Here is a 21,400-nt window from a genome sequence, read left to right as displayed (position 1 = left end):
CCCTGGTTACGGCCCGGAGGCGTCCGGCAGGATGATCCACATGACGATCGACCGCCGTGAACTCGCCGACTTCCTCCGCCGCTCGCGCGACCGGGTACGCCCGCAGGACGCGGGTCTGGTCGCCGGCCCCCGGCGGCGCACGCCCGGGCTGCGGCGCGAGGAGGTCGCCCAGCTCGCGGGCATGTCGGCCGACTACTACATCCGGCTGGAGCAGGCCCGGGGCCCGCAGCCGTCACCGCAGATGCTGTCCGCGCTCGCCCGCGCCCTGCGGCTCGGTGACGACGCGCGCGACCACCTGTACCTGCTCGCCGGGCACCGCCCGCCCGCCGGACGGGTCGCCGGCGACCAGGTCAGCGCGGGTCTGCTGCACCTGCTGGACCAGCTGTCCGGCACTCCCGCGCAGGTCCTCAGCGACCTGGGCGACGTCCTGGCCCAGAACGACATGGCCCGCTCCCTGCTGGGCGGGGTGTGCACGGTGTCCGAGCACGGCCGCAACGTGATCTGGCGCTGGTTCGCCGATCCGGCCGCCCGGGACGCGTACCCGGCCGAGGAACACGAGCAGTACAGCCGGGTCCACGTCGCGGACCTGCGGGCGGCCTTCGGCCGCCGGGCCGCGGACCCGGCCGCCACCCGTCTGGTGGAGCGTCTGCGCGGCGCCAGCGAGGAGTTCACCGCCCTGTGGGAGCTGCACGAGGTCGCCGTCCGCCGCCACAGCCGCATGCGGGTGATCCACCCGGTCGTCGGCCCCGTCGACCTCGACTGCCAGGTGCTGCTCGCCCCGGAGGGCGAGCAGCGGCTCGTCCTGCTCACGCCCCCGCCCGGCACGGACACGGCCGACCGCCTCGCCCTCCTCCGGGTCGTCGGCACGGAGCAGTTCACACCGGCCGGCTGACCCGGCCGGTCAGGAGCGGCCGCGGCCGGCCGGGCCGACGATGCCGAACAGGGCGCCGTCGGGGTCGCGCAGGGTGACCTCGTGGGGGAAGAGGCCGGAGCCGGTCACGGCGTCGGTCGCGGGGACCGTGCTGCCGCCCAGCCCGGTGGCCGCCTTCACCGCGGTCTCGACGTCGGGCACCCGGAAGTGGACGTGCCAGTGGGGCCGCAGGTGCGGGTCGGGGGCCGACGCGAGGGTTCCGCCGTGCAGCCGGGCCACCGTCCGGCCCGCGTGGCGGAGCTGGATGCGGTTGTTCTCCTCCACGTAGGCGACCTCGCAGCAGCCGGTCTGTCCGCAGGCCCATTCCAGGACCTCGCCGTAGAAGATGGCGGCGTCGAAGGCGTCCCGGGTGCGCAGTTCGAGCCAGGCCGGAGCGGCTTCCCCGTCCATGTCCCAGTCGGGGATGGCCTCCCCCTGCCAGATCCCGAAGACCGCCCCGTCGCGGTCGGAGGCGAGCGCCGCCCGTCCGGTGCCGAAGGCCAGGGGGCCGACGGCGACGGTTCCGCTGCGTTCGAGGATGCGGGCGGCCGTGACGTCGGCGTCGTCCACGGCGAAGTACGGGGTCCAGGCGACGGGGGCCGCGACCGCCGGGGGCAGGGCGCCGATGCCGGCCACCGGGACCCCGTCGCTGAAGCCGACGGTGAACCCCTCCCCGACCCGGGCCGATCCGAACTGCCAGCCGAGGACCGCACCGTAGAACGCCTGCGACGCGCCGGGGTCACGGGCCATCAGACTGACCCAGCAGGGCGCGCCGAACGTTTCGTGACTCGATGTCGACACGCCTGTCCACCCCATCCGCTGGTGCGCCCCCAGGAGCCCCTCCCACGGTGGTCCTGGCCACCCCGGGGACGGCGCGTAGGTGCGCGGGCGCATTCCGTCGGGCTACATCCTCGTACCGTCTCCGGCCGCCCCCGGGGCGACACGTCGTACGGGCACCCGGACGGACCCCGCCCCGGCCCGACCCCGGCCCGACCCCGGGCCTACCCGGTGCCGGTGGGGAGGGAGAGGCCGGCGTAGATCTGGTTGAGGACGGTGGGCAGCAGGGCCTGGGCGGTGGTGCGGCCCTCGGGCGACAGGGTCAGGTTCGTCCAGATCACGAGCGTGACGTCGTTGTCCGGGTCGTGGCCGATGAAGGAGTTGAAGCCGGGGAGTTCGCCGCCGTGGTAGTACATCGCGGAGTTCGGACCGAAGCGCTGGTAGGCGATGCCGTACCCGTACTTCTGTCCGTCGGGCGCGGCCGGGTCCTCGGCCTGCGGGCTGCCCCGCCACTGCTGCTGGAACGAGGCGTTCAGGACCTTGCCCGTCACCAGGGCCCGGATCCACGTGGCCAGCTCGTCCGGGGTGGAGACGGCGCCGCCGGCGGCGTGGGCGTACGAGGGGTTCTGGTGCGTGTAGTCGACCGGCTGGAGCTTTCCCGAACGGGCCGCCGCCTGGACGTCGGCGGGGTAGGGCTGGTCGATCAGGGCGTACGCCGTTCCGCCGTACATGTAGCCGTGCGCGTACGGGTCCGGGAGGGACGTGTCGTCGACGGCCGGCAGGGAGGTGCCCTTCAGCCCGAGCGGGGCGAACAGCCGGTCCCGGAACTGCTCGGTCAGGGGGCGCCCGCCGGCCTTCTCGGCGACCAGGCCCAGCAGGACGTAGTTGGTGTTGCTGTACTCGTAGGAGGCGTCGGGCGCGAAGTTCGGCGGGCGCTTGAACGCGATGTCCAGCATCTCCTGCGGTGTCCGGGCCTTGCCCGGGTCGGCGTCCAGGGACGCCGAGAGTTCGGGCGCGTTGGTGTAGTTGTAGAGCCCGCTGCGCATCTTCAGCAGTTGGGCGATCGTGATGCGGTCGCCGTTCGGCACGCCGGCGACATAGGCGGACACCGGGTCGCTCAGCCGCAGTCTGCCGTCCTGGGCGAGCAGGGTGATCAGCGCCGCGGTCATGGTCTTGGTGTTGGAGGCGATCCGGAAGTGGTCGCCCGTGGTGGGCGGTGTGCTCGTACCCAGCTCGGTCGTGCCGACGAGTGCCCGGAAGGTCCCCTGAGGAGTGCGGAGCAGGACCACCGCGCCGGGAACCGTCATCTTCTCCGCCGCACGCTGCACGGCGGACTGGAACGCGGCCGGATCGATGGGGTTCAGCGGCGACGGCGTGGGGGCCGAGGAGGTGCCCGCCGTCGCCGTCGCCGTCGGCGAGGGCGGGGGCGCGGCCGACGGATCGGAGAGCGCCGCGGCGCTCGCCCCGGGCTGCAGGACGCAGCCCGCGATCAGCAGGGCCGCGCACGGTGCCACCAGGGCCGTGCGGCGGGCGGTGCGCGAGTTCCTCATGCGGGCATCACAGCCCTCGTGCTCGGCGGTCCGGCTTCGCGGCCAGGGGGAGCGGGAAGCTCAGGGCCGAAGGGGTGAAGGGGTGAAACGGACTACCCGTCGCATTTTACCGTCGGGGGGCCGTGGGCACCGTGTCGACGGGCAGGGCCGGGCGGGAGGCCGGGGCCTGCCCGCCGGGTCCGGGCCCTCGGGTTCTAGCCCTGCCCTCGGGTTCCGGCCCTGCACCTCGGCTTCTAGCCCTGCACCTCGGCCGGGTCCAGGGAGTCGACGTCCTCCATGAAGCCCAGCATCCGGGCGTTGACCACGTCGGGGTGGTCGATCTGCGGGCCGTGGCCCGTCGCGGCGATGATCTCGGCGCGTGCCCCGGAGACCAGCCGCGGTACGCGCTCCAGCTGCCGCTGCGGGTGTACGAGGAGGCTGCGCTTGCCCATGATCAGGTAGAGCGGGGTCCGGATGGAGCGCAGCGCGTCCTCGGCGAGGGGCAGCGGTGCCGGGCGGCGGATCCGGAAGGCCCGGGCGCCCGCGTGGATCCACGTCCGCAGTTCGGGAACGGCGATGACCGGCTGTTCCAGCCAGGAGGCCAGGCGCGGGCGCAGTGACTTGGGGGCGAAGCTGGCGAAGAGGCTGACGAAGACCCAGGCGAAGAAGCGCAGGCCCACCTTCTCCAGGCCGCCGGGGTCGAGGGCGGTGACCGACGCGAGCCGTCCGGGCCGGCGGTGCGCCATGTTCAGGACCAGCCAGCCGCCGTAGGAGGAGCCGACGAGGTGGACCCGGTCGAGTCCGAGGGCGTCGAGTGCCTCGTCGAGCCACTGGGCGGCACGCTCCGGCTGCCACATGGGCTCGCGGTGGACGCTGCGGCCGGCGTCGCCGGGGGTGTCGAGCGCGTACACGGGGCGTTCGGCGCTGAGCGCGGGGGTGTTGGGGTACCACATGGCGGAGCAGTAGCCGGCGCCGTGGATCAGGACGACCGGCGTGCGGGACTCGGCCGCCGGGTCCGTGGGGCCGTACCGGTAGACGTGCGTGGTGCCGAAGCTGGTCTCGACGTCCGTCTCGGATCGGGCGGGCGCACCCATGGCGTAGACGGCGTCGCTCGCGGCGAAGTAGCGGTCGCGCAGCTCGTCGTTCACGTAGCGGCCGACGTCACGGCGCACGCGGGTCGTGTTCTCGGGCACGGGGCACCTCCGGGAAGAATCGTTCTTCGTGATACGACTGTACCACGATCATGGTACGGCGGTACCATGAAGGCGTCCGGGGAGCCCGGACCGCGAATTCGACCGACGGGGCGGAGACACCGGCAGATGCCGAAGCGCGTGGACCACGAGGAACGGCGCGCCCAGATCGCCGAGGCGCTCATCCAGGTCGCGGGGCGGCGAGGGCTGCATGCGGTCGGCATGCGGGACGTGGCCGCGGAGGCCGGGGTGTCCCTCCGCCTCGTGCAGTACTACTTCGAGACCAAGGAGAAGCTGCTCTTCTACGGCCTCCAGCACCTGACCGACCGCTTCACCGCGCGGGTGGGCGCCCGGCTGGCCGCCGCGGGCCCGGACCCGGGCCCGCGCGCGGCGATCGAGGCGCTGCTGCTGGCCTCCCTGCCGACCGACGAGGAGGGCCGCACCTTCCACCTCCTCTACAGCTCCTACTCGATCCTGTCCGTGACCGACGAGGCGCTGGCCGCCCAGCCCTTCATCGACAACCCGGACGCCGCCGAGAACGCCCTGACCGGCCTGCTCGAACAGGCCAAGGCGTCCGGCCTGGCCGATGCCGGCATCGACGCGCGCACGGAGGCGATCAGCCTGCTCGCGATGACGGCGACCATGGGCACCAGCATCCTCGTGGGCCAGCGGAGCCCGGAGTCGGCCCTCGCGGTACTCCGACACCACCTGGACCGGATCTTCACCCCTGCCGCGGGCCCGGGGGCCCCGTGAGCGCGGGCCGGGGGTTCATCGGGCGACCCGTCGAGCATCCACGCGTCGAACTCCTCCTGCGTTCCGTAGACCGGCCCCCGGCCAGGGCGCTCTGCACGCGGCCGAACCGGGGGAGGACCTCACGGGCGACGTAGGCGTTGCGTTCCTCGCCACCCCGCACCCGCCCCGACGGCGACCCCGTCGGCCGGCGTGGCGACCGCGTTCACCGCGTCCAGTTGGATGCGGCGCGCACGTCCACATCGGGCAGTCCCGTGTCCACGGGCTCGGCGATGGCGGCCAGTTCGGCCAGGTTCACGTGGAGGGAGTCCGACGGTCGGGCACCCGGACCCCACGGGCCCACGCCCGTGAAGTGACCTGCCTCACATGCTGTCACAGCGGTCGAGCAGCCGGTGTCTTGAGGTCGAAGCCCCAAGAAGCGGAGGACACACCATGGCCGAGAACTTCGATGTCGTCGTCATCGGTGGCGGTTACGCGGGCGTGATGGCGGCCAACCGCCTGACGCAGCGCGGCGACGTGACGGTGACGCTGATCAACCCGCGGGCGACCTTCGTCCACCGGATCCGCCTGCACCAGCTGGTGGGCGGGTCGGACAGCGCGGTCGTCGACTACCGGGAGGTCCTGGCCGACGGCGTGCGGCTGGTGGTGGACACCGTGGACCGGATCGACGCGGCCGGGCGCCGCGTGGCGCTGGCGTCGGGCGGCAGCATCGCCTACGACTACCTGGTGTACGCGGTGGGCAGCGGCAGCGCCGACCCGCGCGTGCCCGGGGCCGCGGAGTTCGCCTACCCGATCGGCACGTTCGAGGAGGCGGAGCGGCTGCGGCCGGTCCTCGGCACCGCTGCCGCGTCGGCCGCGGTGACGGTGGTCGGAGCCGGTCCGACCGGCATCGAGACCGCCGCGGAACTGGCCGAGCAGGGCCGCGCCGTGACCCTGGTCTGCGGCGGCGTGCTCGGCCCCTACCTGCACCCGCGCGGCCGGCGCTCGGTAGCCCGGCGCCTGGCCGGGCTCGGGGTGACCGTGCTCGACGGCCCCGGCACGAAGGTGACGGCCGTGACCCGCGACGCCGTACAGCTCAGCGATGGCCGCGAGGTGCCGAGCGCCGTGACGATATGGACGGCGGGCTTCGGAGTGCCGGACCTGGCCGTGCGCAGCGGGCTGGCCACCGACGCGCTGGGCCGTCTGCTCACGGACGAGACGCTGACCAGCGTGGACGACGTACGCATCATCGCGGCCGGGGACTCGGCGGCGCCGTCGGACCTGCCGCTGCGGATGAGCTGCCAGGCCGCGATGCCCATGGGCGCGCGGGCCGCCGACACGGTGCTCAGCCGGATCGCGGGCGAGCAGCCCGAGACCCTCAACCAGGCGTTCGGCGCCCAGTGCATCAGCCTGGGCCGGGCGGACGGCATCTTCCAGTTCGCCAACCGCGCCGACGTCGCCGTGTGGTTCAACATCGACGGCCGGCTCGGCGCGAAGCTCAAGGAGACCGTGTGCACGGGCGTCGTCAAGCACCTGGCCGGAGAGGCGCAGAAGCCCGGTGGGTACCGGCTGCACCGCATCTCGGGCGGCCCCGGCCGCGCGCAGCGGCTGGAGGCCAGGCGCGCCGAGGCCCCGGCCACCGCCGGCCGGGCGGCCTAGGCGGGCATTCGTCGAACGGGACAGGCGCAGGCGGCGGCCGGATACTCCCGCTCTTCGGGCCGGCGGATCTCGTCGGAGTGGGCGCCGCTGCCGGCGGGGGTCCTGCTGGTTGCCAGCCAGGTGCGGACAGGGCCGGCGGGGGTTGCCGTGTCCACGGTGAGGTGGAGGCGGGTGTTGCCGTCGAGGGCCGGGTAGCTGCGCTGTTCCGCGCCCGCGAAGCAGCGGCGAAGCGCCTCCGCGACCGCTCGGGCGGCTTCCGGAGTGTGGGCGATGATCCGGACCTCGGCGTGTCCGAGCGACGGGAGTATCTGGGTCTCGACGTACTTCACGCTGGCGTGTTCCCTTCGGAGGGGGCAGAGAACCGGCAGGTGGGCGCGGGGCGCGCACCGCTGGTCCCGGTCAAGAGGAAGGCCTGTTCCTCACCGGTCGGCATCCGTGCGGTGGGCTCGGTGACTGGTGTCGTGACCGGGTCGGCCCATCGGGTTCCCGAAGGGGGACATGCAGGCCCCGCCTTCGCCCTCCCAGGTGGCTTCCCGGCGGCGGGCGTCGCGGATGCCGCGTCCGATGACGGTCTCGTTGGCCATCAGAACGCCTGCGGTGAGGACGCTGCCCGGGACCGCGGCGGCGGCCATCAGCCGGGCCGCGGCTGCGGGCTCGGTCTCGGGCGGGATCACCAGGAGGTCCCAGCGGCCGACGGTGTAGGAGAGCAGGATCAGCTTGTCAGGGTCCTGCTCGGTGAACCGGCCCACGTGCAGCATGCGCCCGGCCACGGGCACCGAGCGCGCTACGACCGGCCAGCGGGTGGGGTTCACGGTGACGCGGGTGATGCGCTCCCAGGGCTCGTCCAGGGCGGCGGCCAATGCCGGGAGCTCGGCTTCGAGGTCACGGGAGCGCGGCCACCAGGCACCGTCCAGCAGGCCGACGAGGGCGGTCTTCGGGGTGAGGGACAGGCGTGCCCGGACAGGGGGATGGACCACGCCGGACTCGGCGCGGTCAAGGGTCGTGATCATGTCGCGGACCCGTCCCCGGACCGTGTGCGGACGGCCCGGTGCAGTGATCGCCGGAAACGACGTCCGCGTGGGAGCGGGTGTGCGAAATACTCCCGGCGCCCCCACCGTACGCCGGTTCGCGGTCCCGGAAGCCGCTCGTGACCACCACGTACTCAGCGGGGGCGCGGCAGAGCCCGGCCGGGGTGGCTGTGGACCGGACGGGCTCCGCGTGTGTGTGGGCGAGCGGTGCGCTGGTCAGAGCCCCTCGTCGTGCAGGTCCTCTTCGCGCAGCAGGTCGTCCTCGCGGCCGCGCGAGGTCTCCTTCTGACCGGGCTTGTGTCCCTTCTCGCGAGAGGACTTGCCCGGCTGGGGCTGCGCGGGGTCTCCGGGGCGATGGTGTTCCTGCGCCTCGCGCCCCTTGCCCGGCTCCTGGCGCTTGTCCTGCCTACCGTCCATGACGGCGACTCCTCTTCGACGCGTGGTGTACGGATTCCTCTCGAATCACGCTGACACGCCCCCTGGCGGTCTGCATCATTTCGACGACGGGTCGAGGCGCACGGGTGAGCCCCCCTCGGCCGGTTACCGTCAACAAGACCCAGGGCGGCATCAACGTCATCGACCTCCCGGCGGAGACGGCACCACCCTCGGCGCCCTGCCGGTCTTCTGACCCGGGAGCCCCGAGCCGGAACACGCATCCACATCGAGGAGCGCGAGGACTTGACCACGTACGTCTTCAGCCCCGCCGAGGGGGAGACCTGGGGGCTCACGTTCGAGAGCTTCGGCTCCCACTTGCGCGCACCCCCGAGGGAGGGTCCGCGCCCCCGGCTCGTGGCGGCCTTCCTCACCCACCTCGAAGACCTCGGCCTCGACTGACCGGACCGATGCCCCCTCAGCCATCGCCGCCCGGGGTGGGGCCGAGGGCTGGGCGGCTGCCTCCCGGGGGTGCGGTTGGTCGCCTCAGGGCGAGGGTGATCAGCAGGGCGAACGCGGCGAGCGCGGTGAGTGTCCGCAGGTTGTTGAAGAGTTCCCAGCGCCGCAGGATCTCCGCGTGATCGGCCGGTGCCGAGGTGAGTGCCCATTGCTTGATCCGGCCGTTGATGGGCACGTTGCCGAGCCGGGTGATCAGGAAGGAGGCGAGGGTCAGCAGGGCTGCCGCGCCAGCGATCAGCCGGGCGCGGCCGTGTGCCAGGGTCGCGAGGGTGAGGGAGCTGAGCATCGACACGGCCATGGCGGCCTGCATGGTGATGCCGTTCATCTTCATCAGCTCGGCGTGGAACGACAGCCGCATGTCGAGCGGTACCGCGTTGAAGGTGGGGACGAGGTTGGCCGCTCCGTAACCGAACGCCCCGGCGAGGAGGCCGGTGGCGAGCAGGGCGAGTCCCTGGAGGAGGCGGATGCGCCCGGCCGCCGTCACGTCCGCGCACCGAGGAAGCGGTCGCTCGATTCGCCGCGCAGGTGCCCCGGCGGGAGCCGTCGGCCGTAGGCGAGCAGGAGGAGGTCCTGTGCGGCGCCGGACAGCGGCGTTCCCGTACCGAAGGACCAGTCGAGGTCGTCGGCACGGAGTTCGATGCCGCTCAGGTCGGCTCCGAAGAACGCGACGGTCCTGGCGTTGACGGTCCCCAGCAGGATCCGCACGCGGTCCTCGGGAACCCGCCGGCCGAGGCCCAGCGCGACCGTGATGTCCAGGCCGTGGATCACATCGTGGCCCAACGCCGACTCGATCCCGCCGACCGGCGGCCTCCAGGGATGATCCGCGTTGTCCCCCAGGAAGGCGGTCAGCTCGCGCGTCGAATGGGCGGCCGCGTCCTTGTGGGCGCATCGGTCGGTCATCCGGTGGAGGCTGCCCCGCGCTCTGATCAGTTCCCACGCCGTCTTGGAGAGCGAGTACCGGAACCCCATCGTCATGTGAGCCGCGACCTCCCGTACCCGCCACCCCCCGCACAGGCTCGGCGCCTCCCACTCCTCGGCCGACAGGCCGTCCAGCAAGGCTGCCAGCTCCCGCCGTTCGGCCGCGATCGCGGCTTTGACGTCCGCTGCCGGCTTCCGTTCCCTCGTGTTCCCCATGGCTCCAAGGCTCTCCGTGGGCCAGCCATAAGTCCAAGAGTTTGTACGTCTCGCAACTAGAATGATCAGTTATGGACATCCGGCAGCTGCGGTACTTCGTCACGGTCGCGGAGGAAGCCAACTTCACCCGCGCCGCCGCCCGTCTGCACCTGGCACAGCCGGGGGTGAGTGCCCAGGTCCGCCAGCTCGAGAAGGAACTCGGGCACCCGCTCCTCGACCGCTCCGGCCGGTCGGTGACCCTGACCGAGGTGGGCGAGGCCGTACTGCCGTACGCGCGGGCCGCGCTCGCCGCCGTCGAGGCGGTACGGCAGACCGCGGACGAGTTCACCGGACTGCTGCGCGGACACCTCACCCTCGGCCACGTGTCGGGCGCGGCCGCGGCAGCCGACGCGTTCGACCTGGCGGCCGTCCTGGCCGGCTTCCACGAGGACCACCCCCAGGTGGAGATCGCCCTGACCGAGGACACCTCGGAGCGGATGCTCGCCGCGCTGCACCGGGGGGAACTCGACATCGCCGTGATCGGACTCGCGGACGAGGAGGCCCCACCCGGGATCTCCGTCCAAGTCCTGGTCGACGAACCCCTGTTCGCGGCCGTCGCGCCGGACGACCCCGCCCTCACGTCCCCGGACCGCACGAGCATTCCGTTGGCCGAGCTCCGCGACCGTCCGCTGATCAGCCTGCCGCGTGGGACAGGGCTGCGCGGGGTACTCGACCGCGCGTGCGCGCAGGCGGGATTCCAGCCCCGCATCGCCTTCGAGGCAGCCGCTCCGCCGTTCCTCGCGCAGCTCGCCGCCCGCGGTCTGGGCGTGGCGGTGGTTCCGGCCCCCGACGCCGGTGCGGCTGCGGCCTTCGGCCTGCGGGCGCTGGAGATCACCGAGCCGCGCCTACGCGGCCGGGTCGCCCTGGCCTGGCGTACCAACGGCCCCTCCGGCCCCGCGGCCACCGCCCTCCTGGCCCGGCTGCGTACGGGTCTCACCGCGCCGGACACCGACTGACCACAAGGCCGCCGCCGCGGACCGGCCGCAGGCCCGGGGCCCGCTCAGAGCCAGCCCTGCTGGGCCGCCTTCAGACCATGTGATGACCAAGGTGGGGGAAGACCCCGGACGGTGCCGGTGCCCCACCACACCTCGTCGCGGGCGGCGAAGGTGGCGTTCACCAGCCTCACCCCAGCGCGGCACGTAGGTTGGCCCGGTTGATGAACAGGTGTCGCACCCTGCGCAGCGTCGCCTCGGAGTCACCAAGTACGGGTACGTACCCGTAGCTGTCATCCGGTCTGCCTGCACGCCGCCGCGGAGGACGCTGTTACAGCGCCCCCTGCAGGTAGGCGCTGGTGTGCGCGACCCGCGAAGAGACCGCGGAGAAGACGATCGAGCGGGTCTCGCTGTTCACCGAGACCTGGAGGTCGTCAGCCGTGTCGCCACCGATGATTCGGACGGCGCGTTCTGCCTCCGCTCGGATGCCGGACACCCGGCGTTTGGTCACTCCGGTGAATTCGATCCAGAAGCAGAACGTGTTGTAAGCCTGCTCCGACCATTCCGGCTTCGGGTGCGGCGGCAGCTTCTGGGTTTCGAAGCCGAAGGTTACCGAGGTGTCCCGCTCGTCGATGTGGATGTAGAAGAGGTGGCAGGTGTTCAGATCGGGGACGGGCGATGTGCCGTACAGGGCTCGAAGTTCCGGCCAGTTGCTTGAGTCAGTCATTTCACACACGCTCGAAGAAGCTGCTCGTATAGGGCGGAGGAATCGTTGGATAGCGTTTGGTCTCGAGTGGCCGTGTGAAGTGCTGCAGGCCACTGTCACCGCCGTCTGCGTCCCGGTTGAAGACGCTGACTCTCCCTACCTTGAGTGAAGCGTTTGATGTGAACGACACCGCAACGCCGGGCGCTGTCACCTGTACAGCCAGTCGATGTTCTGGCAGTTCGTGCAGTGAGACATCGGCCGTGACCGATGGCTGCCATCCTTCCATGAGGAAATCCTGGACCATCAGGAACTGAATCTGGCACTGCAGTGTGTCGCCGGGCCCACCGTCCCACCGGTCGGGAAACCGCGGGAGGTCAAGCCGCAAGATAACGGCCGAGTCCGAACCGTCCAGGTTTACTGAGCGCAGCCGTACACCCGTCAGGTCGGGAACTTCGTGGTAGTGCGACTCGATGGCCTTCGCGTTCACGACAAAGTCAGTCCAGGTCATAGCGGTAATGCTCCTCCGTACCAGGTATGTGACCAGTCCGAGGCTTGTTCTCGGGCCTGACATGCAAGTGTGGCGGCTGGTACCCGGGCTCGCCCGGTTTCTAGTGGCCGAACCAGTGGTCCTGGAAGATGACGATGTCGCCGTTGGGTAGTTCGTACCACTCTTCGGTGTAGTAGATCGGCTGGTGATTTGGGCCCATCAGCTGCCCGCCGCCCTGCCATTCAGGTTTCGTCGCCGACACCCAGTCGTCCACGAAGGCTGGCTCCAGCGCGGCGGCTGGCGCGGGAAGCGAGCAGGCCAAGAAGTGCTCGACCGCGACCCCGTCGCCCAGGTCGATGCCCTCGCCGAAGCCACGGGCCCGCGCTGGCGGCTGTTGGTCTGATTCTGCGCCTACGGCCCGATGCGCCCGGAGGAGCAGGCGGCCCTGCGCCGGACCTCGGTCACCCTGGACCCTCGCGCCGCACGGATCACCGAGGCTGCCCCGGAACTGAACACCGGCCGCCGAGTCGAGGGCGACACCAAGTCGGCGGCGGGCGTCCGCACCGTCTACCTGTCGGCCTTCCTCTTCATGGAGGTCAAGCGGCACCTGGACCGGTTCGCGGAGAAGGAGTCCGACGAGCTGCTGTTCGTGGTGGAGAAGGGAGCACCATTCCGCCGGACGTCCTTCGGCCGGAAGTGGGCCAATGCCCGCGCGAAGGTCGGCCTGCCCACGATCGGTGGGGGAGGGGAAGGCGGCGACTCGCCTTCCTCCCCTCACCGGCTCTCTGGGTGCCGTTGGGCCCGAACAGCAGCGGCGGCGAGGAAACCTGGCGCTCAGACACGCCTCCATGCGTCGAGGAAGGCTTTCCGCTCAGCCGGATCCGCTGATTTGTGGTCCGCGTGCAGGACCCGCCAGGCGGTGAGTTCGAGATCCCGGAGCCACAGCTCGCCGATGACCTGCGTCTTGAGGTCGGGGAGGTGGTCGGATTCGGCGAGCGCCTGGCCGATTACCTCTCCGGCTGCGACGCGCTGGGGCGGGGTCATCTCGTCGACAGCCGAGAGGATCTGACCGGCCAGACCGGTCCCTTCTCCGGCCAGCGAACTCAGCACGAACGTCTTGATGTTGGCGGGCAGCAGGTAGAGGGAGCCTGAGGTCCTCCACAGGTCCGACCAGAAGCGTTCTCCGGCCTCGGTGGGAGCGGGGAGCGCGGCCAGCAGTCCGAGGAGGTGCGCGGTGGCCGCGTACCCATCGGAGTGGGCGGATGCGACGACGGCGATGTCGGCGACGCGCTCCACGTCGATTCGGCCCGCTTCGAGGCGTGGGTCCAGTCCCAGTCGCTGTTCCAGCTGGTGGGAAAGGGGGGCGGATGCGTGGGAGCGGAACTCGGGAAGCATCGGCGGTCCTTGAACGTAGGAGAGCGGAGGGGCCCGTTCGGAAGCCCTGATCGTTCCCATGGCCCGCCGACTTACACGACTTCCACGGCCCCAGTTGGCGGCAGGCCTCCAGGACCGGAACCATGGGGCGGCTGAACAGACCATGCCCGGCGGTGCCGGCCCGGTGGTGCCGGCCCGGTGGTCCGAGGCAGGCCTCGGGTCATGCTCCTGCGGGCAGGCTCCTAACATGAGCACGTGGTTGCCAGTGACGCCCAGCAGTCCGAGGCAGGAAGGGCAGCAGTGTCCCGCGACGATGTCGAAACCGGCGGTGTGTCTTCCGCCGAGGACTCCCACCCGGTTGCCGACCTGGTCGAGCGAGCGGCCGATCTGGTGGAGCCGATCAAGCCGAAGCTACGAGGCTGGCTCCACGCCGGAATGGTCCCCGCATCGCTGGCCGCGGGCATCGTCCTCATCTGCCTGGCGGGGACACCGCACGCCACCCTGGCCTGCACCGTGTACTCCGTCACCGCCTGGATGCTGTTCGGGACGAGCGCCGTCTACCACCTGGGCACGTGGGGACCGCTCGGTGAGGCCGTTCTGCGTCGCCTCGACCACGCCAACATCTTCCTGATCATCGCCGGCACCTGTACCCCGCTTGCCGTGCTCCTTCTCCCCCCTGACCAGCGGTCCGTCCTGCTGTGGATCGTGTGGACGGGCGCTCTGGCCGGCATCGCCTTCCGTGTCCTGTGGGTCGGAGCTCCCCGCTGGCTGTACACCCCCTGCTACCTGGCCCTGGGCTGGGCACCGGTGCGTTACCTGCCCGACTTCCTGGACAGTGGTGGGGCGCCCGTACTCGCCCTGATCGTGACCGGCGGGCTTCTCTACAGTGCGGGCGCGGTTGTCTACGCCCTTCAGCGCCCCGACCCCTCGCCCCGCTGGTTCGGCTTCCACGAGGTCTTCCACGCCCTGACCGTGGCGGCCTTCACCGCGCACTACATCGCCATCTCCTTCACCGTCTACTGAGCAGGGCAATGTTCTGCCCGGGGGCTGCTGTCGCCCTGGGGCGGGCGAGTTGCCGGCTGGCTTCGGGTCAGGGTGCGAGGGGGCGGCGGAGGGAGAGGTAGTAGTTGCCGACGGCGGACAGGTAGCGGTGGTCAGCCGTTTCGCTGTCGGTGGTGAACTGGGGAGCGGCTTTGATCTCTTCCCGGGTCCCTGACACCTTTACCGTCCGTGTTTCGGTGTCGATGCCGGCGACGGCGCCGGCCGGGATCAGAATGCTCTTGCCGAACACCCACACGCCGGTGTCTACGACCAGGTGTTGCATGCCGGGCTGGTCCTGCTGGCGGTCCACGTGCCCGATGGTTCCGTCAGCCGCCTCAACCGTGAACCCCACCAGCGACTGCCGGGACGTGTAGCCGCTGTCCTGCGCGTACATCCACACACCGCTCACAACCCCGTCTCCTCATTCTCGGCTCGGAGGCGGCGGCCACAGACACACCGCCGGCTTGACTCGTCCATCCCCATGCCCCGGTGCTTGCCTCGCAACCGGGTCCGCCGCGGGTTCGGAGCGGCAGAGCCTGAGCACGTTCACTCGTACGCGACTGGGCAAATTGAGTCGTACGCGGACAGACGTCGTCGCACGGATGCTCAGGGACCGCCTGCTCCAGCGAGAGGGCAACAGTTTGGTCGGGGTCGTGGTGCCCGTCACCAACCGCGGCGACGCCATCGGCCTGCTCGAACTCTTACCGATCGCCCCGACGAAGACGTGATGAGGCAGATCGGTGCGACCGCGCATGCCTCGGCCTACGTCGTAGACCGGTGACACATGCAGCTCTCCGTCACCGATGCCATGGGCCACGACGTGGAAGCCGCGCTACTCGCCACCCTCGCAGTGGGCGCCCTTCGCAGGGCCAGGCGTGCCGGCGCCGAGCTCGAAGTACAGGCCTTGGAGGCCAACCGGGCCGTCCTCGACCACGGCAGGCGGGGCTTCGTCACTGGGCAGCTGCTGCGCGTCAGCCTGCTCGACGGGACCACTCAGTTCGTCAACGCGGGGCATCCTTGGCCTCTGCTCCTGAGACGGGAGAGGGTTGAGCAGGTGGTTCCCGAGGTCGATCTCCCCTTCGGCATCCAGCCGCGTACCACCCATCGGGTGCAGCGGCTGGACCTGCAGCCGGGTGACCGCCTCGTGATGCTCACCGACGGCATGCTCGAGCGCCGCGCTGTGGAGGTCGATCTGCGCTCCCTGATCGTGCGCACGGGCGATCTCCACCCCCGCGAGGCCTCCCGCGCTCTGGTCGCCGAGATTCTGCGCGCACATGGCGGCCGTCTCCAGGACGAGGCGACGGTCATGTGCCTGGACTGGCACGGTACCCACCAGGTCACACGCAGCGCTGACGCCGGGGCGGACCTGGCGGCGACGACCGAGGCCGTCGATCCCGACGGGCACACCCGGGTCAGGGCGAGGACGGCGGCGCGGATGATTCGGCGGCGCGGCGGTACTCGGCGTTGATGCGCTGCGCCTCCTCGAGCTGGTCCTCGAGGATGATGATGCGGCAGGCGGCCTCGATGGGGGTGCCCTGGTCGACGAGTTCCCTGGCGCGGGCGGCGATGCGCAGCTGGTAGCGGGAGTAGCGCCGGTGGCCGCCCTCGGATCGGAGCGGGGTGATCAGGCGGGCCTCTCCGAGGGCGCGGAGGAAGCCCTGGGTGGTGCCGAGCATCTCGGCGGCCCGGCCCATCGTGTAGGCGGGGTAATCGTCGTCGTCGAGCCGGCCGAACGAGTCGTCTGCTGTCATTGAACCTCTCTCGTGAAACGCGTGGAGGGGCCCTGGTGCCGTACGGCACCAGGGCCCCGAAGGAACTACTACACCATCTGTCGGCCCTGATACTGCGCCGACCCTGTGATTCCGCCGACCCGACCGACATGCTGCCGGGAGTGCGGGGATCGCGGTTGCTCGACCGGAGACCACCTCACTATCGATGTCCTGCGGTACCCGGGCTCAGCCTTTCGGCCCGGGCGATCCTGATGGTGCTCGGCTCCTCCGTTCTTCCCTCGGTGATCAACTGCTTACTGCTGGTACTGCTGATGCTGCGTACTGCTGGTGGCCTGCGTCAGCGCCACTCTTCGGCAGCCAGCCCCGTTGCCCGTCCTGCGTCTGCTCTGGCTTAGAACCCCACTGCCGAACTTCCCGGTGCGCGCGTCCGCAGCCGACGCCTTCACCGAGGTGCTGCTCACTGACTTCACTGCTGGTACTGCACTTCACTGCTGGTACTGCGCACTGCACTTACGGGTACTGCCACTGCTCAACTGCGGTACTGCTCTCGGCGGCCCCTGATCACTGCGGGCCACCCGGTCCGGTCGTCAGTCCCGTCGCCGTCGTGCAACAACCCTGGCTTCGGAACTCCACCACCGCACCGTCATGCGAACTGCAACTTCGCTTACTGCTGCCCGGCAGTTCGTCTCTGCCAGGCCCTGCGGTCTCTCTGGGCTACGAGAGAAACCATAACCACGCCACCGCGCAATGTCTACCCCGGCCGTCATAGATTTTCGCGTGGCGGGTGAGGAGGTAATCGACCCCGAACGCACGGTCGCTCCCCGGAGCTGTCGAAGCGCAGCACAGGGAGCAGCTGGGGTCGATCAACTGTGTGTGCCTCACGAGGGGCCAGAACAATGGTCGAGACCGTCGCGGCACACCGGAAACGGTGTCCTGGGGGAGGGAAGAATCGTTTTGACGAACGTGACGGACGATCATTGGACGGACTCCAGCCGCGGCGCACAGGCCGGCAGCGGCAAGCGCAGAGCGGTTAGCCGTCTTCCAGAACAAGCGCGCCGAAGTCCTTCCCGTAGCCCGGCCCGCGCCCGTGGCCGGATTCCCGGAGGAACCCCGGACCAGGGCACACCCCTGTACACGCAGCTTGCCGAGGAATGGGCTGCCCGCGGCGCCACCGTCCCCTGCCTCCCCGACCCGCTGTGGCAGCGTCTGGCCTCTTCCGAATATTTCAGGCGCGAGACGGAAAGCACCTTGCGCCAGCTCCACCTGGAGGGGGAGCCCCGCCCCGTGGATGGCACAGCCGAGTCGGTTCAACCGGACGCACTCACGTGAACCACGCTGCACTGGTGTGCCGGGGCTGCTTCGGCAACCTCTACGCCGTATCCACCAACTGCGCCCCCGCCGCACCCTTGCCCACCTGGGAAGTCGACCACGACCACACCCCGGCCGACTGTCCCCTGCGCCCTCTCCTGCCGCTGGAAGGTGCGGCCGCTCACGTCCACGAGCTCCCCGACGCCGGCCACGTCCTGACCGAGCCGACCTGAGCCGATCCCGGCCCGTCTGTTTAGGAGGGATCCCACCGGTCATACGGGGTTCTGTAAGACCTTTCCATCGAACAGGGAGTGATCAGCTGTGTCTGGTGAGCAGAAGGCCGAGGCGAAGGGCGAGCAGGCCAAGGGCAAGCTCAAGGAGACCGCTGGCCGCCTGACGGGCAATGAGCGGATGACCGCCGAGGGCCGCGCGGAGCAGGCCAAGGGCGATGCCCGCGAGGCCAAGGAAAAGATCAAGGACACCTTCAAGCACTGACCCCTCGTGTGCACGGGCCGGGACCGCAGGAGCGGTCCCGGCCCCGTTGCATGTCCGCGCGCAGCCGGCTCCGGTCAGGCGGCGGCGCGCTGAGGCCGGCGCAGTTGCGCCTGCCCGAAGAGGAGGGCGTAGTCGTCCGGGAGTCGCTGGAGGACGCGGGCAAGGAGGTCGGGTCCGGCGAGCGCGGTGACGGTGGCGAGTACGGCGCCGGTGTCCCAGCGGGCGATGGCCGGGCTCACGCCGGTTCGTGCGGCCAGGTCCTTGACGAAGCCCCAGCCGGTGAGCTGCTCGATATCGGGGATCTGGGCGGTCAGGGTGAGGGCTGCTTCGACGGGCAGGCACTGGGCGAGGTCGACGCGTTCGTCGCGGGTGACCTGCCGGCCGAGCGCGGCGAGGACGTCGTGGACGGCTTCTTCCGCGCGTTCGCGGGTGGGGTAGGCGCCCTCGTAGCGGACGCGTTCCAGCATCTGGTCGAACGTCACGGCGGGGGTGGGCCGGTCCGGTCGAGGCTGGTCGTACATGGTGCTGCGGTGCCTTTCTCTTCGAAGGTTCGAGTTCCGGCCGTCGGAGCTGGTCAGGTGGGCTGGGGGTGGCCGAAGAGGAGGTCGTAGCCGGGCGGGAGCTGGAGCAGGACCTCGCGCACGAGTACGTCACCTGCGGCGGCGGCCACGGTGGAGAGGACCGCGCCGATGTCCCACAGGGCGGTCTTCTCGGTGGCGCCTTCGATCCAGGCCGCGGTCGCGCGGACGAAGCGTTCGGGTGAGAGCGGTTCGGCGGCCTGCAGGGGATTGAGGAGGATCAGGGCGTACGTCTCGGGGAGCCGGGCGGCGAGTTCGGCCCGCACGGTGCCGACCAGGTGCGCGCCGAGCAGGGCCAGGACGACGCGGGCCGCCCGTTCGGCTTCCGGCAGGGTCGTGTACTCGCCGCGTTCCTGGACGTGGGCCAGGAACGCCTCCCTGCGTATCGACATCACGTCACCTCCGGGGAGGGTGAAGGGACGGGGAGGGGGGCGGAGGGCGGGGTGCCGGAGGGGGCGTTTCCCCGTCCTCCGCAGCTGGTGCGGGGCTGGTCAGCCGGAGATCTGCTTGCGGCCGGACTCGCCGCCGATGCTGATCTTGCGGGGCTTGGCGCGCTCGGCGATCGGGATGCGCAGGGTCAGGACACCCGCGTCGTAGTCGGCTTCGATGCGCTCGGTGTCGAGGGTGTCGGCCAGCATGATCTGGCGGGAGAAGACACCGAGGGGCCGCTCGGAGAGCTCCATCTGCACGCCGTCGGACTTCCCCGTGGGCCGGCGCTCGGCCTTCACCGTCAGCATGTTCCGCTCGACGTCGATGTCGATCGCCTCGGTGCTCACTCCGGGGAGGTCGAAGGCGATCACGTACACGTCGCCCTGACGGTAGGCGTCCATCGGCATCACGGACGGCTTCGACCACGTGCCCGACGTACCCGACAGCTGCTGGACGATCCGGTCCATCTCGCGGAACGGGTCAGTGCGCATCAACATCGCGAAACACCTCCAGTTGGTTCAGGCGGAAACTGCCCATGCGCTTCAACGTGCTCCCGTTGTAACATGTCATCGAAGCGATGACAAGCAAGAAGTCATCTGGAGGATGACAAGCGACGGGGAGTGCCATGAACGAAGTCAGCCAGCCGGCCGCGCCGGTCCCTTTCCCCGCTGCGGCGACGGCCTTGCGGGCCATCGACCAGGCCGTGAGGCACGCGCAGCGTTCCTCTGCCGGAACGCCCCCGACCGAGCCGACAGGTGCGGGCCCGCACCCGGCGCTGGCTGCGCTGCTGATGCTGCGCGAGGTCCGCGAACAGCTCGCCGGCTGGGAGAGCGGCCTGATCGAGACGGCCCGGGGCCAGGGCGCGAGCTGGGCCGACCTCGCCGGACCCCTCGGGGTCGCCAGCCGCCAGGCCGCCGAACGCCGCTACCTGCGCCTGCGCCCCGGCACGGCCGGAAGCACGGGCGAGGAACGCGTCCAGGCCACCCGCGACACACGTGCCGCAGACCGCGCCGTGACGGCCTGGGCCCGTGACAACGCGGCCGACCTGCGCCGGCTCGCCGGCCAGATCACCGCCCTCACCGACCTTCCCGACGCCGCCGCGGCGGCCGTCGGCGAACTGAACCGGGCCCTGGCCGACAACGACGCAGCGCGCCTCATACGGCCCCTGACCGACACCCGGCCTCACCTGCGCTCCGCAGACTCGGGCCTCGTCGATCACCTCGACGCCATGACCCGACACACCGACCACCTCCGCCAGGACAGCCGCGACCGGCGCAGCACCTGACCCGGAATACGAACCGCACCGAGCCGACGCCGCGCAGCTGTTCGAGCGTGCGGGGCACCTGGTCGGGCCCCGGCCTGGACACAGATCAGGGCCGCGCAGCAACAGCTGCGCGGCCCTGATCCGGTACGCGTCGGATCCCGCCGACATCGCAGGCGTCCGCTGTTCGGGTCGAGCGGTACGGGCTGCAGGGGCAGCCTTACGCGCCGGTCTCCGCGCCCGCGGGTGGTGAAGATCAGGCCGGGTTGATGTTCTCGGCCTGGGGGCCCTTCTGGCCCTGGGTGACGTCGAACGTCACGACCTGGCCCTCCTGGAGCTCGCGGAAGCCCGAGGAGTTGATCGCGGAGTAGTGGGCGAAGACGTCCGGGCCGCCGCCGTCCTGGGCGATGAAGCCGAAGCCCTTCTCCGCGTTGAACCACTTCACAGTTCCCGTAGCCATGTCTCATGCCTTCCAGTCGATGATGCCTCCCACGACGTGCGGAAGGCGGAGGTGATCGCCCTGGTTCCTGCGGCACAGCACAGCAAAACACCCACGCCGAAAGCGTGGGCAAGGGAACTTCCGAACCACGACAGCTGACGCAGACGGTACACGCCGACAACGGGCTGTTACCAGAGGGAAACGAGCACGCGTCACGACCCGACATGCACGGGTGGGCGTGCCCGCCGAGACCGGCGGGCACGCCCACCTCAGGCCGCTGTCCGTGGATGCACCTCGGCCGCCGCGCGACGGTACTCGGCGTTGACGCGCTGCGCTTCTTCGAGTCGGACTTCGAGCATCACGATCCGGCAGGCCGCCTCGATGGGGGTGCCGTGGTCGACGAGTTCGCGGGCGCGGGCGGCGATCCGCAGTTGGGAGCGGGAGTAGCGGCGGTGGCCGCCCTCGGAGCGGAGTGGGGTGATGAGGCGGGCTTCGCCGATGGCGCGGAGGAAGCCCTGGGTGGTGCCGAGCATCTCGGCGGCCCGGCCCATCGTGTAGGCGGGGTAGCCGTCGTCGTCGAGACGGCCGAACGAATCGTCTGCTGTCATCGCACCTCACTGCGAAACAGGTAGGGAAAGGGGTCGGAACGCGGTGAGGGGCCCTGGCGCGTACGACACCAGGGCCCCGAAGGAACTGCTACACCATCTGCCGGCCCTAGTCCTGCGCCGGCCTAC

The 21,400-nt window shown here is 70.8% G+C and carries 31 protein-coding genes and 1 pseudogene; 12 read left to right on the top strand and 20 right to left on the bottom strand.

Annotated features, from left to right (window positions below; genetic code table 11):
* Positions 1-31: 31 nt before the first annotated feature.
* The gene (locus RIU97_RS19330; protein ID WP_404958419.1) at positions 32-892 is read left to right on the top strand and encodes a helix-turn-helix transcriptional regulator; all 861 of its coding nucleotides are present in this window, start codon (positions 32-34) and stop codon (positions 890-892) included.
* A gap of 9 nt (positions 893-901) precedes the next feature.
* Here the strand turns inward: RIU97_RS19330 and RIU97_RS19325 are convergent, their stop codons facing one another.
* The 3 genes from RIU97_RS19325 to RIU97_RS19315 form a co-directional block, all read right to left on the bottom strand.
* The gene (locus RIU97_RS19325; RefSeq protein WP_404958417.1) at positions 902-1,660 is read right to left on the bottom strand and encodes a VOC family protein; all 759 of its coding nucleotides are present in this window, start codon (positions 1,658-1,660) and stop codon (positions 902-904) included.
* A 251-nt stretch (positions 1,661-1,911) separates the two neighbouring features.
* Entirely contained in the window at positions 1,912-3,237 is a 1,326-nt protein-coding gene (locus tag RIU97_RS19320) for a serine hydrolase domain-containing protein (RefSeq protein ID WP_404958415.1), read from the bottom strand.
* A 233-nt stretch (positions 3,238-3,470) separates the two neighbouring features.
* The gene (locus tag RIU97_RS19315; RefSeq protein ID WP_404958412.1) at positions 3,471-4,409 is read right to left on the bottom strand and encodes an alpha/beta fold hydrolase; all 939 of its coding nucleotides are present in this window, start codon (positions 4,407-4,409) and stop codon (positions 3,471-3,473) included.
* A 126-nt stretch (positions 4,410-4,535) separates the two neighbouring features.
* Here RIU97_RS19315 and RIU97_RS19310 point away from each other — a divergent pair, with 126 nt between their 5' ends.
* Complete coding sequence (locus RIU97_RS19310) at positions 4,536-5,159, top strand: TetR/AcrR family transcriptional regulator (RefSeq protein ID WP_404958410.1); 624 nt, start codon at positions 4,536-4,538, stop codon at positions 5,157-5,159.
* A 429-nt stretch (positions 5,160-5,588) separates the two neighbouring features.
* Positions 5,589-6,794 (top strand): NAD(P)/FAD-dependent oxidoreductase, encoded by a 1,206-nt coding sequence (locus RIU97_RS19305; RefSeq protein ID WP_404958408.1) that lies wholly within the window; start codon positions 5,589-5,591, stop codon positions 6,792-6,794.
* Here RIU97_RS19305 and RIU97_RS19300 read toward each other — a convergent pair.
* From RIU97_RS19300 to RIU97_RS19290, 3 genes are all read right to left on the bottom strand, one after another.
* Positions 6,791-7,123 carry a hypothetical protein gene (locus RIU97_RS19300; protein ID WP_404958406.1) on the bottom strand — a complete coding sequence of 111 codons (333 nt, stop codon included), beginning with the start codon at positions 7,121-7,123 and terminating at the stop codon, positions 6,791-6,793. The genes RIU97_RS19305 and RIU97_RS19300 overlap by 4 nt on opposite strands.
* 90 nt (positions 7,124-7,213) lie before the next feature.
* Positions 7,214-7,804 (bottom strand): DUF5994 family protein, encoded by a 591-nt coding sequence (locus RIU97_RS19295; RefSeq protein ID WP_404958404.1) that lies wholly within the window; start codon positions 7,802-7,804, stop codon positions 7,214-7,216.
* A 234-nt stretch (positions 7,805-8,038) separates the two neighbouring features.
* Positions 8,039-8,239, bottom strand: a complete 201-nt coding sequence (locus RIU97_RS19290) for a hypothetical protein (protein WP_404958402.1) — start codon at positions 8,237-8,239, stop codon at positions 8,039-8,041.
* 261 nt (positions 8,240-8,500) lie between these two features.
* Here RIU97_RS19290 and RIU97_RS19285 point away from each other — a divergent pair, with 261 nt between their 5' ends.
* A complete protein-coding gene (locus RIU97_RS19285) occupies positions 8,501-8,656 on the top strand; it encodes a hypothetical protein (protein WP_404958400.1) in 156 nt (51 codons plus the stop codon).
* Between the two features lie 16 nt (positions 8,657-8,672).
* On the opposite strand, the gene RIU97_RS19280 is transcribed toward RIU97_RS19285, so the two are convergent.
* Both RIU97_RS19280 and RIU97_RS19275 read right to left on the bottom strand, forming a co-directional pair.
* Positions 8,673-9,197, bottom strand: a complete 525-nt coding sequence (locus RIU97_RS19280) for an anthrone oxygenase family protein (protein WP_404958398.1) — start codon at positions 9,195-9,197, stop codon at positions 8,673-8,675.
* Positions 9,194-9,847, bottom strand: coding sequence for a maleylpyruvate isomerase family mycothiol-dependent enzyme (locus tag RIU97_RS19275; RefSeq protein WP_404958396.1), 654 nt, complete (start codon positions 9,845-9,847; stop codon positions 9,194-9,196). The genes RIU97_RS19280 and RIU97_RS19275 overlap by 4 nt, the downstream gene beginning before the upstream one ends.
* Before the next feature lie 71 nt (positions 9,848-9,918).
* On the opposite strand from RIU97_RS19275, the gene RIU97_RS19270 reads away from it, so the two are divergent.
* Positions 9,919-10,842: a LysR family transcriptional regulator gene (locus RIU97_RS19270; protein ID WP_404958394.1), complete on the top strand. Its 924-nt coding sequence runs from the start codon at positions 9,919-9,921 to the stop codon at positions 10,840-10,842.
* Between the two features lie 307 nt (positions 10,843-11,149).
* On the opposite strand, the gene RIU97_RS19265 is transcribed toward RIU97_RS19270, so the two are convergent.
* The 4 genes from RIU97_RS19265 to RIU97_RS19250 are packed head-to-tail and all read right to left on the bottom strand — an operon-like array spanning position 11,150 to position 12,285.
* A complete protein-coding gene (locus tag RIU97_RS19265; protein WP_404958392.1) occupies positions 11,150-11,545 on the bottom strand; it encodes an Imm50 family immunity protein in 396 nt (131 codons plus the stop codon).
* A gap of 1 nt (position 11,546) precedes the next feature.
* On the bottom strand, positions 11,547-12,032 hold the full coding sequence (locus RIU97_RS19260; protein ID WP_404958390.1) for an Imm50 family immunity protein: 486 nt from the start codon (positions 12,030-12,032) through the stop codon (positions 11,547-11,549).
* The gene (locus RIU97_RS19255; RefSeq protein WP_404962879.1) at positions 12,019-12,099 is read right to left on the bottom strand and encodes a hypothetical protein; all 81 of its coding nucleotides are present in this window, start codon (positions 12,097-12,099) and stop codon (positions 12,019-12,021) included. The genes RIU97_RS19260 and RIU97_RS19255 overlap by 14 nt, the downstream gene beginning before the upstream one ends.
* Positions 12,100-12,132: 33 nt before the next feature.
* Complete coding sequence (locus RIU97_RS19250) at positions 12,133-12,285, bottom strand: hypothetical protein (protein ID WP_404963120.1); 153 nt, start codon at positions 12,283-12,285, stop codon at positions 12,133-12,135.
* Between the two features lie 25 nt (positions 12,286-12,310).
* On the opposite strand from RIU97_RS19250, the pseudogene RIU97_RS19245 reads away from it, so the two are divergent.
* Positions 12,311-12,741: pseudogene (locus RIU97_RS19245) on the top strand (site-specific integrase); the annotation flags it as partial.
* A gap of 104 nt (positions 12,742-12,845) precedes the next feature.
* Here RIU97_RS19245 and RIU97_RS19240 read toward each other — a convergent pair.
* Complete coding sequence (locus tag RIU97_RS19240) at positions 12,846-13,406, bottom strand: hypothetical protein (RefSeq protein WP_030755654.1); 561 nt, start codon at positions 13,404-13,406, stop codon at positions 12,846-12,848.
* A 279-nt stretch (positions 13,407-13,685) separates the two neighbouring features.
* Between RIU97_RS19240 and RIU97_RS19235 the strand changes: the two genes are divergently transcribed.
* The gene (locus RIU97_RS19235) at positions 13,686-14,408 is read left to right on the top strand and encodes a hemolysin III family protein (protein ID WP_404958387.1); all 723 of its coding nucleotides are present in this window, start codon (positions 13,686-13,688) and stop codon (positions 14,406-14,408) included.
* A gap of 67 nt (positions 14,409-14,475) precedes the next feature.
* Here RIU97_RS19235 and RIU97_RS19230 read toward each other — a convergent pair whose 3' ends face one another.
* The gene (locus tag RIU97_RS19230; RefSeq protein ID WP_371639725.1) at positions 14,476-14,835 is read right to left on the bottom strand and encodes a PRC-barrel domain containing protein; all 360 of its coding nucleotides are present in this window, start codon (positions 14,833-14,835) and stop codon (positions 14,476-14,478) included.
* A gap of 193 nt (positions 14,836-15,028) precedes the next feature.
* Between RIU97_RS19230 and RIU97_RS19225 the strand changes: the two genes are divergently transcribed.
* Both RIU97_RS19225 and RIU97_RS19220 read left to right on the top strand, forming a co-directional pair.
* A complete protein-coding gene (locus RIU97_RS19225) occupies positions 15,029-15,154 on the top strand; it encodes a hypothetical protein (protein ID WP_404958385.1) in 126 nt (41 codons plus the stop codon).
* Positions 15,155-15,210: 56 nt separating this feature from the next.
* Positions 15,211-15,894: a PP2C family protein-serine/threonine phosphatase gene (locus RIU97_RS19220; RefSeq protein ID WP_404958383.1), complete on the top strand. Its 684-nt coding sequence runs from the start codon at positions 15,211-15,213 to the stop codon at positions 15,892-15,894.
* Here RIU97_RS19220 and RIU97_RS19215 read toward each other — a convergent pair.
* Entirely contained in the window at positions 15,839-16,177 is a 339-nt protein-coding gene (locus RIU97_RS19215) for a helix-turn-helix domain-containing protein (RefSeq protein WP_404958381.1), read from the bottom strand. The two genes, RIU97_RS19220 and RIU97_RS19215, sit on opposite strands and share 56 nt — an antisense overlap.
* Positions 16,178-17,481: 1,304 nt before the next feature.
* Between RIU97_RS19215 and RIU97_RS19210 the strand changes: the two genes are divergently transcribed.
* Both RIU97_RS19210 and RIU97_RS19205 read left to right on the top strand, forming a co-directional pair.
* Positions 17,482-17,697, top strand: a complete 216-nt coding sequence (locus RIU97_RS19210) for a hypothetical protein (RefSeq protein ID WP_404958379.1) — start codon at positions 17,482-17,484, stop codon at positions 17,695-17,697.
* An 88-nt stretch (positions 17,698-17,785) separates the two neighbouring features.
* Positions 17,786-17,959, top strand: coding sequence for a CsbD family protein (locus tag RIU97_RS19205; RefSeq protein ID WP_266594583.1), 174 nt, complete (start codon positions 17,786-17,788; stop codon positions 17,957-17,959).
* A 74-nt stretch (positions 17,960-18,033) separates the two neighbouring features.
* Here the strand turns inward: RIU97_RS19205 and RIU97_RS19200 are convergent, their stop codons facing one another.
* The 3 genes from RIU97_RS19200 to RIU97_RS19190 form a co-directional block, all read right to left on the bottom strand.
* The gene (locus RIU97_RS19200; RefSeq protein WP_404958376.1) at positions 18,034-18,480 is read right to left on the bottom strand and encodes a DUF2267 domain-containing protein; all 447 of its coding nucleotides are present in this window, start codon (positions 18,478-18,480) and stop codon (positions 18,034-18,036) included.
* A gap of 53 nt (positions 18,481-18,533) precedes the next feature.
* Entirely contained in the window at positions 18,534-18,929 is a 396-nt protein-coding gene (locus RIU97_RS19195; protein ID WP_404958374.1) for a DUF2267 domain-containing protein, read from the bottom strand.
* Between the two features lie 99 nt (positions 18,930-19,028).
* Positions 19,029-19,463 carry an Hsp20/alpha crystallin family protein gene (locus RIU97_RS19190; RefSeq protein WP_404958372.1) on the bottom strand — a complete coding sequence of 145 codons (435 nt, stop codon included), beginning with the start codon at positions 19,461-19,463 and terminating at the stop codon, positions 19,029-19,031.
* 128 nt (positions 19,464-19,591) lie between these two features.
* Here RIU97_RS19190 and RIU97_RS19185 point away from each other — a divergent pair, with 128 nt between their 5' ends.
* Complete coding sequence (locus tag RIU97_RS19185) at positions 19,592-20,251, top strand: HSP18 transcriptional regulator (RefSeq protein ID WP_404958370.1); 660 nt, start codon at positions 19,592-19,594, stop codon at positions 20,249-20,251.
* A 232-nt stretch (positions 20,252-20,483) separates the two neighbouring features.
* Here RIU97_RS19185 and RIU97_RS19180 read toward each other — a convergent pair whose 3' ends face one another.
* On the bottom strand, positions 20,484-20,687 hold the full coding sequence (locus tag RIU97_RS19180; protein WP_008735947.1) for a cold-shock protein: 204 nt from the start codon (positions 20,685-20,687) through the stop codon (positions 20,484-20,486).
* A 248-nt stretch (positions 20,688-20,935) separates the two neighbouring features.
* Entirely contained in the window at positions 20,936-21,274 is a 339-nt protein-coding gene (locus RIU97_RS19175; protein WP_109779106.1) for a MerR family transcriptional regulator, read from the bottom strand.
* Between the last annotated feature and the right edge of the window lie 126 nt (positions 21,275-21,400).

This window comes from Streptomyces sp. 147326, from assembly GCF_045000215.1.
In the GTDB taxonomy this organism is placed as follows: Bacteria; Actinomycetota; Actinomycetes; order Streptomycetales; family Streptomycetaceae; genus Streptomyces.
Note: the sequence above shows the minus strand (reverse complement) of the source record. Positions and strands in the feature narration are given on the sequence as shown.

Excerpts from the sequence above, each read along its gene's own strand:
- RIU97_RS19175 (WP_109779106.1), bottom strand. The coding sequence starts at position 21,274 with ATGACAGCAGACGATTCGTTCGGCCGTCTCGACGACGACGGCTACCCC.
- RIU97_RS19185 (WP_404958370.1), top strand. The coding sequence starts at position 19,592 with ATGAACGAAGTCAGCCAGCCGGCCGCGCCGGTCCCTTTCCCCGCTGCG.
- RIU97_RS19295 (WP_404958404.1), bottom strand. The coding sequence starts at position 7,804 with ATGATCACGACCCTTGACCGCGCCGAGTCCGGCGTGGTCCATCCCCCT.
- RIU97_RS19310 (WP_404958410.1), top strand. The coding sequence starts at position 4,536 with ATGCCGAAGCGCGTGGACCACGAGGAACGGCGCGCCCAGATCGCCGAG.
- RIU97_RS19320 (WP_404958415.1), bottom strand. The coding sequence starts at position 3,237 with ATGAGGAACTCGCGCACCGCCCGCCGCACGGCCCTGGTGGCACCGTGC.
- RIU97_RS19330 (WP_404958419.1), top strand. The coding sequence starts at position 32 with ATGATCCACATGACGATCGACCGCCGTGAACTCGCCGACTTCCTCCGC.
- RIU97_RS19275 (WP_404958396.1), bottom strand. The coding sequence starts at position 9,847 with ATGGGGAACACGAGGGAACGGAAGCCGGCAGCGGACGTCAAAGCCGCG.
- RIU97_RS19195 (WP_404958374.1), bottom strand. The coding sequence starts at position 18,929 with ATGTCGATACGCAGGGAGGCGTTCCTGGCCCACGTCCAGGAACGCGGC.
- RIU97_RS19240 (WP_030755654.1), bottom strand. The coding sequence starts at position 13,406 with ATGCTTCCCGAGTTCCGCTCCCACGCATCCGCCCCCCTTTCCCACCAG.
- RIU97_RS19180 (WP_008735947.1), bottom strand. The coding sequence starts at position 20,687 with ATGGCTACGGGAACTGTGAAGTGGTTCAACGCGGAGAAGGGCTTCGGC.
- RIU97_RS19265 (WP_404958392.1), bottom strand. The coding sequence starts at position 11,545 with ATGACTGACTCAAGCAACTGGCCGGAACTTCGAGCCCTGTACGGCACA.
- RIU97_RS19260 (WP_404958390.1), bottom strand. The coding sequence starts at position 12,032 with ATGACCTGGACTGACTTTGTCGTGAACGCGAAGGCCATCGAGTCGCAC.
- RIU97_RS19325 (WP_404958417.1), bottom strand. The coding sequence starts at position 1,660 with ATGGCCCGTGACCCCGGCGCGTCGCAGGCGTTCTACGGTGCGGTCCTC.
- RIU97_RS19305 (WP_404958408.1), top strand. The coding sequence starts at position 5,589 with ATGGCCGAGAACTTCGATGTCGTCGTCATCGGTGGCGGTTACGCGGGC.
- RIU97_RS19290 (WP_404958402.1), bottom strand. The coding sequence starts at position 8,239 with ATGGACGGTAGGCAGGACAAGCGCCAGGAGCCGGGCAAGGGGCGCGAG.
- RIU97_RS19215 (WP_404958381.1), bottom strand. The coding sequence starts at position 16,177 with ATGACAGCAGACGACTCGTTCGGCCGGCTCGACGACGACGATTACCCC.
- RIU97_RS19270 (WP_404958394.1), top strand. The coding sequence starts at position 9,919 with ATGGACATCCGGCAGCTGCGGTACTTCGTCACGGTCGCGGAGGAAGCC.
- RIU97_RS19190 (WP_404958372.1), bottom strand. The coding sequence starts at position 19,463 with ATGTTGATGCGCACTGACCCGTTCCGCGAGATGGACCGGATCGTCCAG.
- RIU97_RS19225 (WP_404958385.1), top strand. The coding sequence starts at position 15,029 with ATGCTCAGGGACCGCCTGCTCCAGCGAGAGGGCAACAGTTTGGTCGGG.
- RIU97_RS19220 (WP_404958383.1), top strand. The coding sequence starts at position 15,211 with ATGCAGCTCTCCGTCACCGATGCCATGGGCCACGACGTGGAAGCCGCG.
- RIU97_RS19200 (WP_404958376.1), bottom strand. The coding sequence starts at position 18,480 with ATGTACGACCAGCCTCGACCGGACCGGCCCACCCCCGCCGTGACGTTC.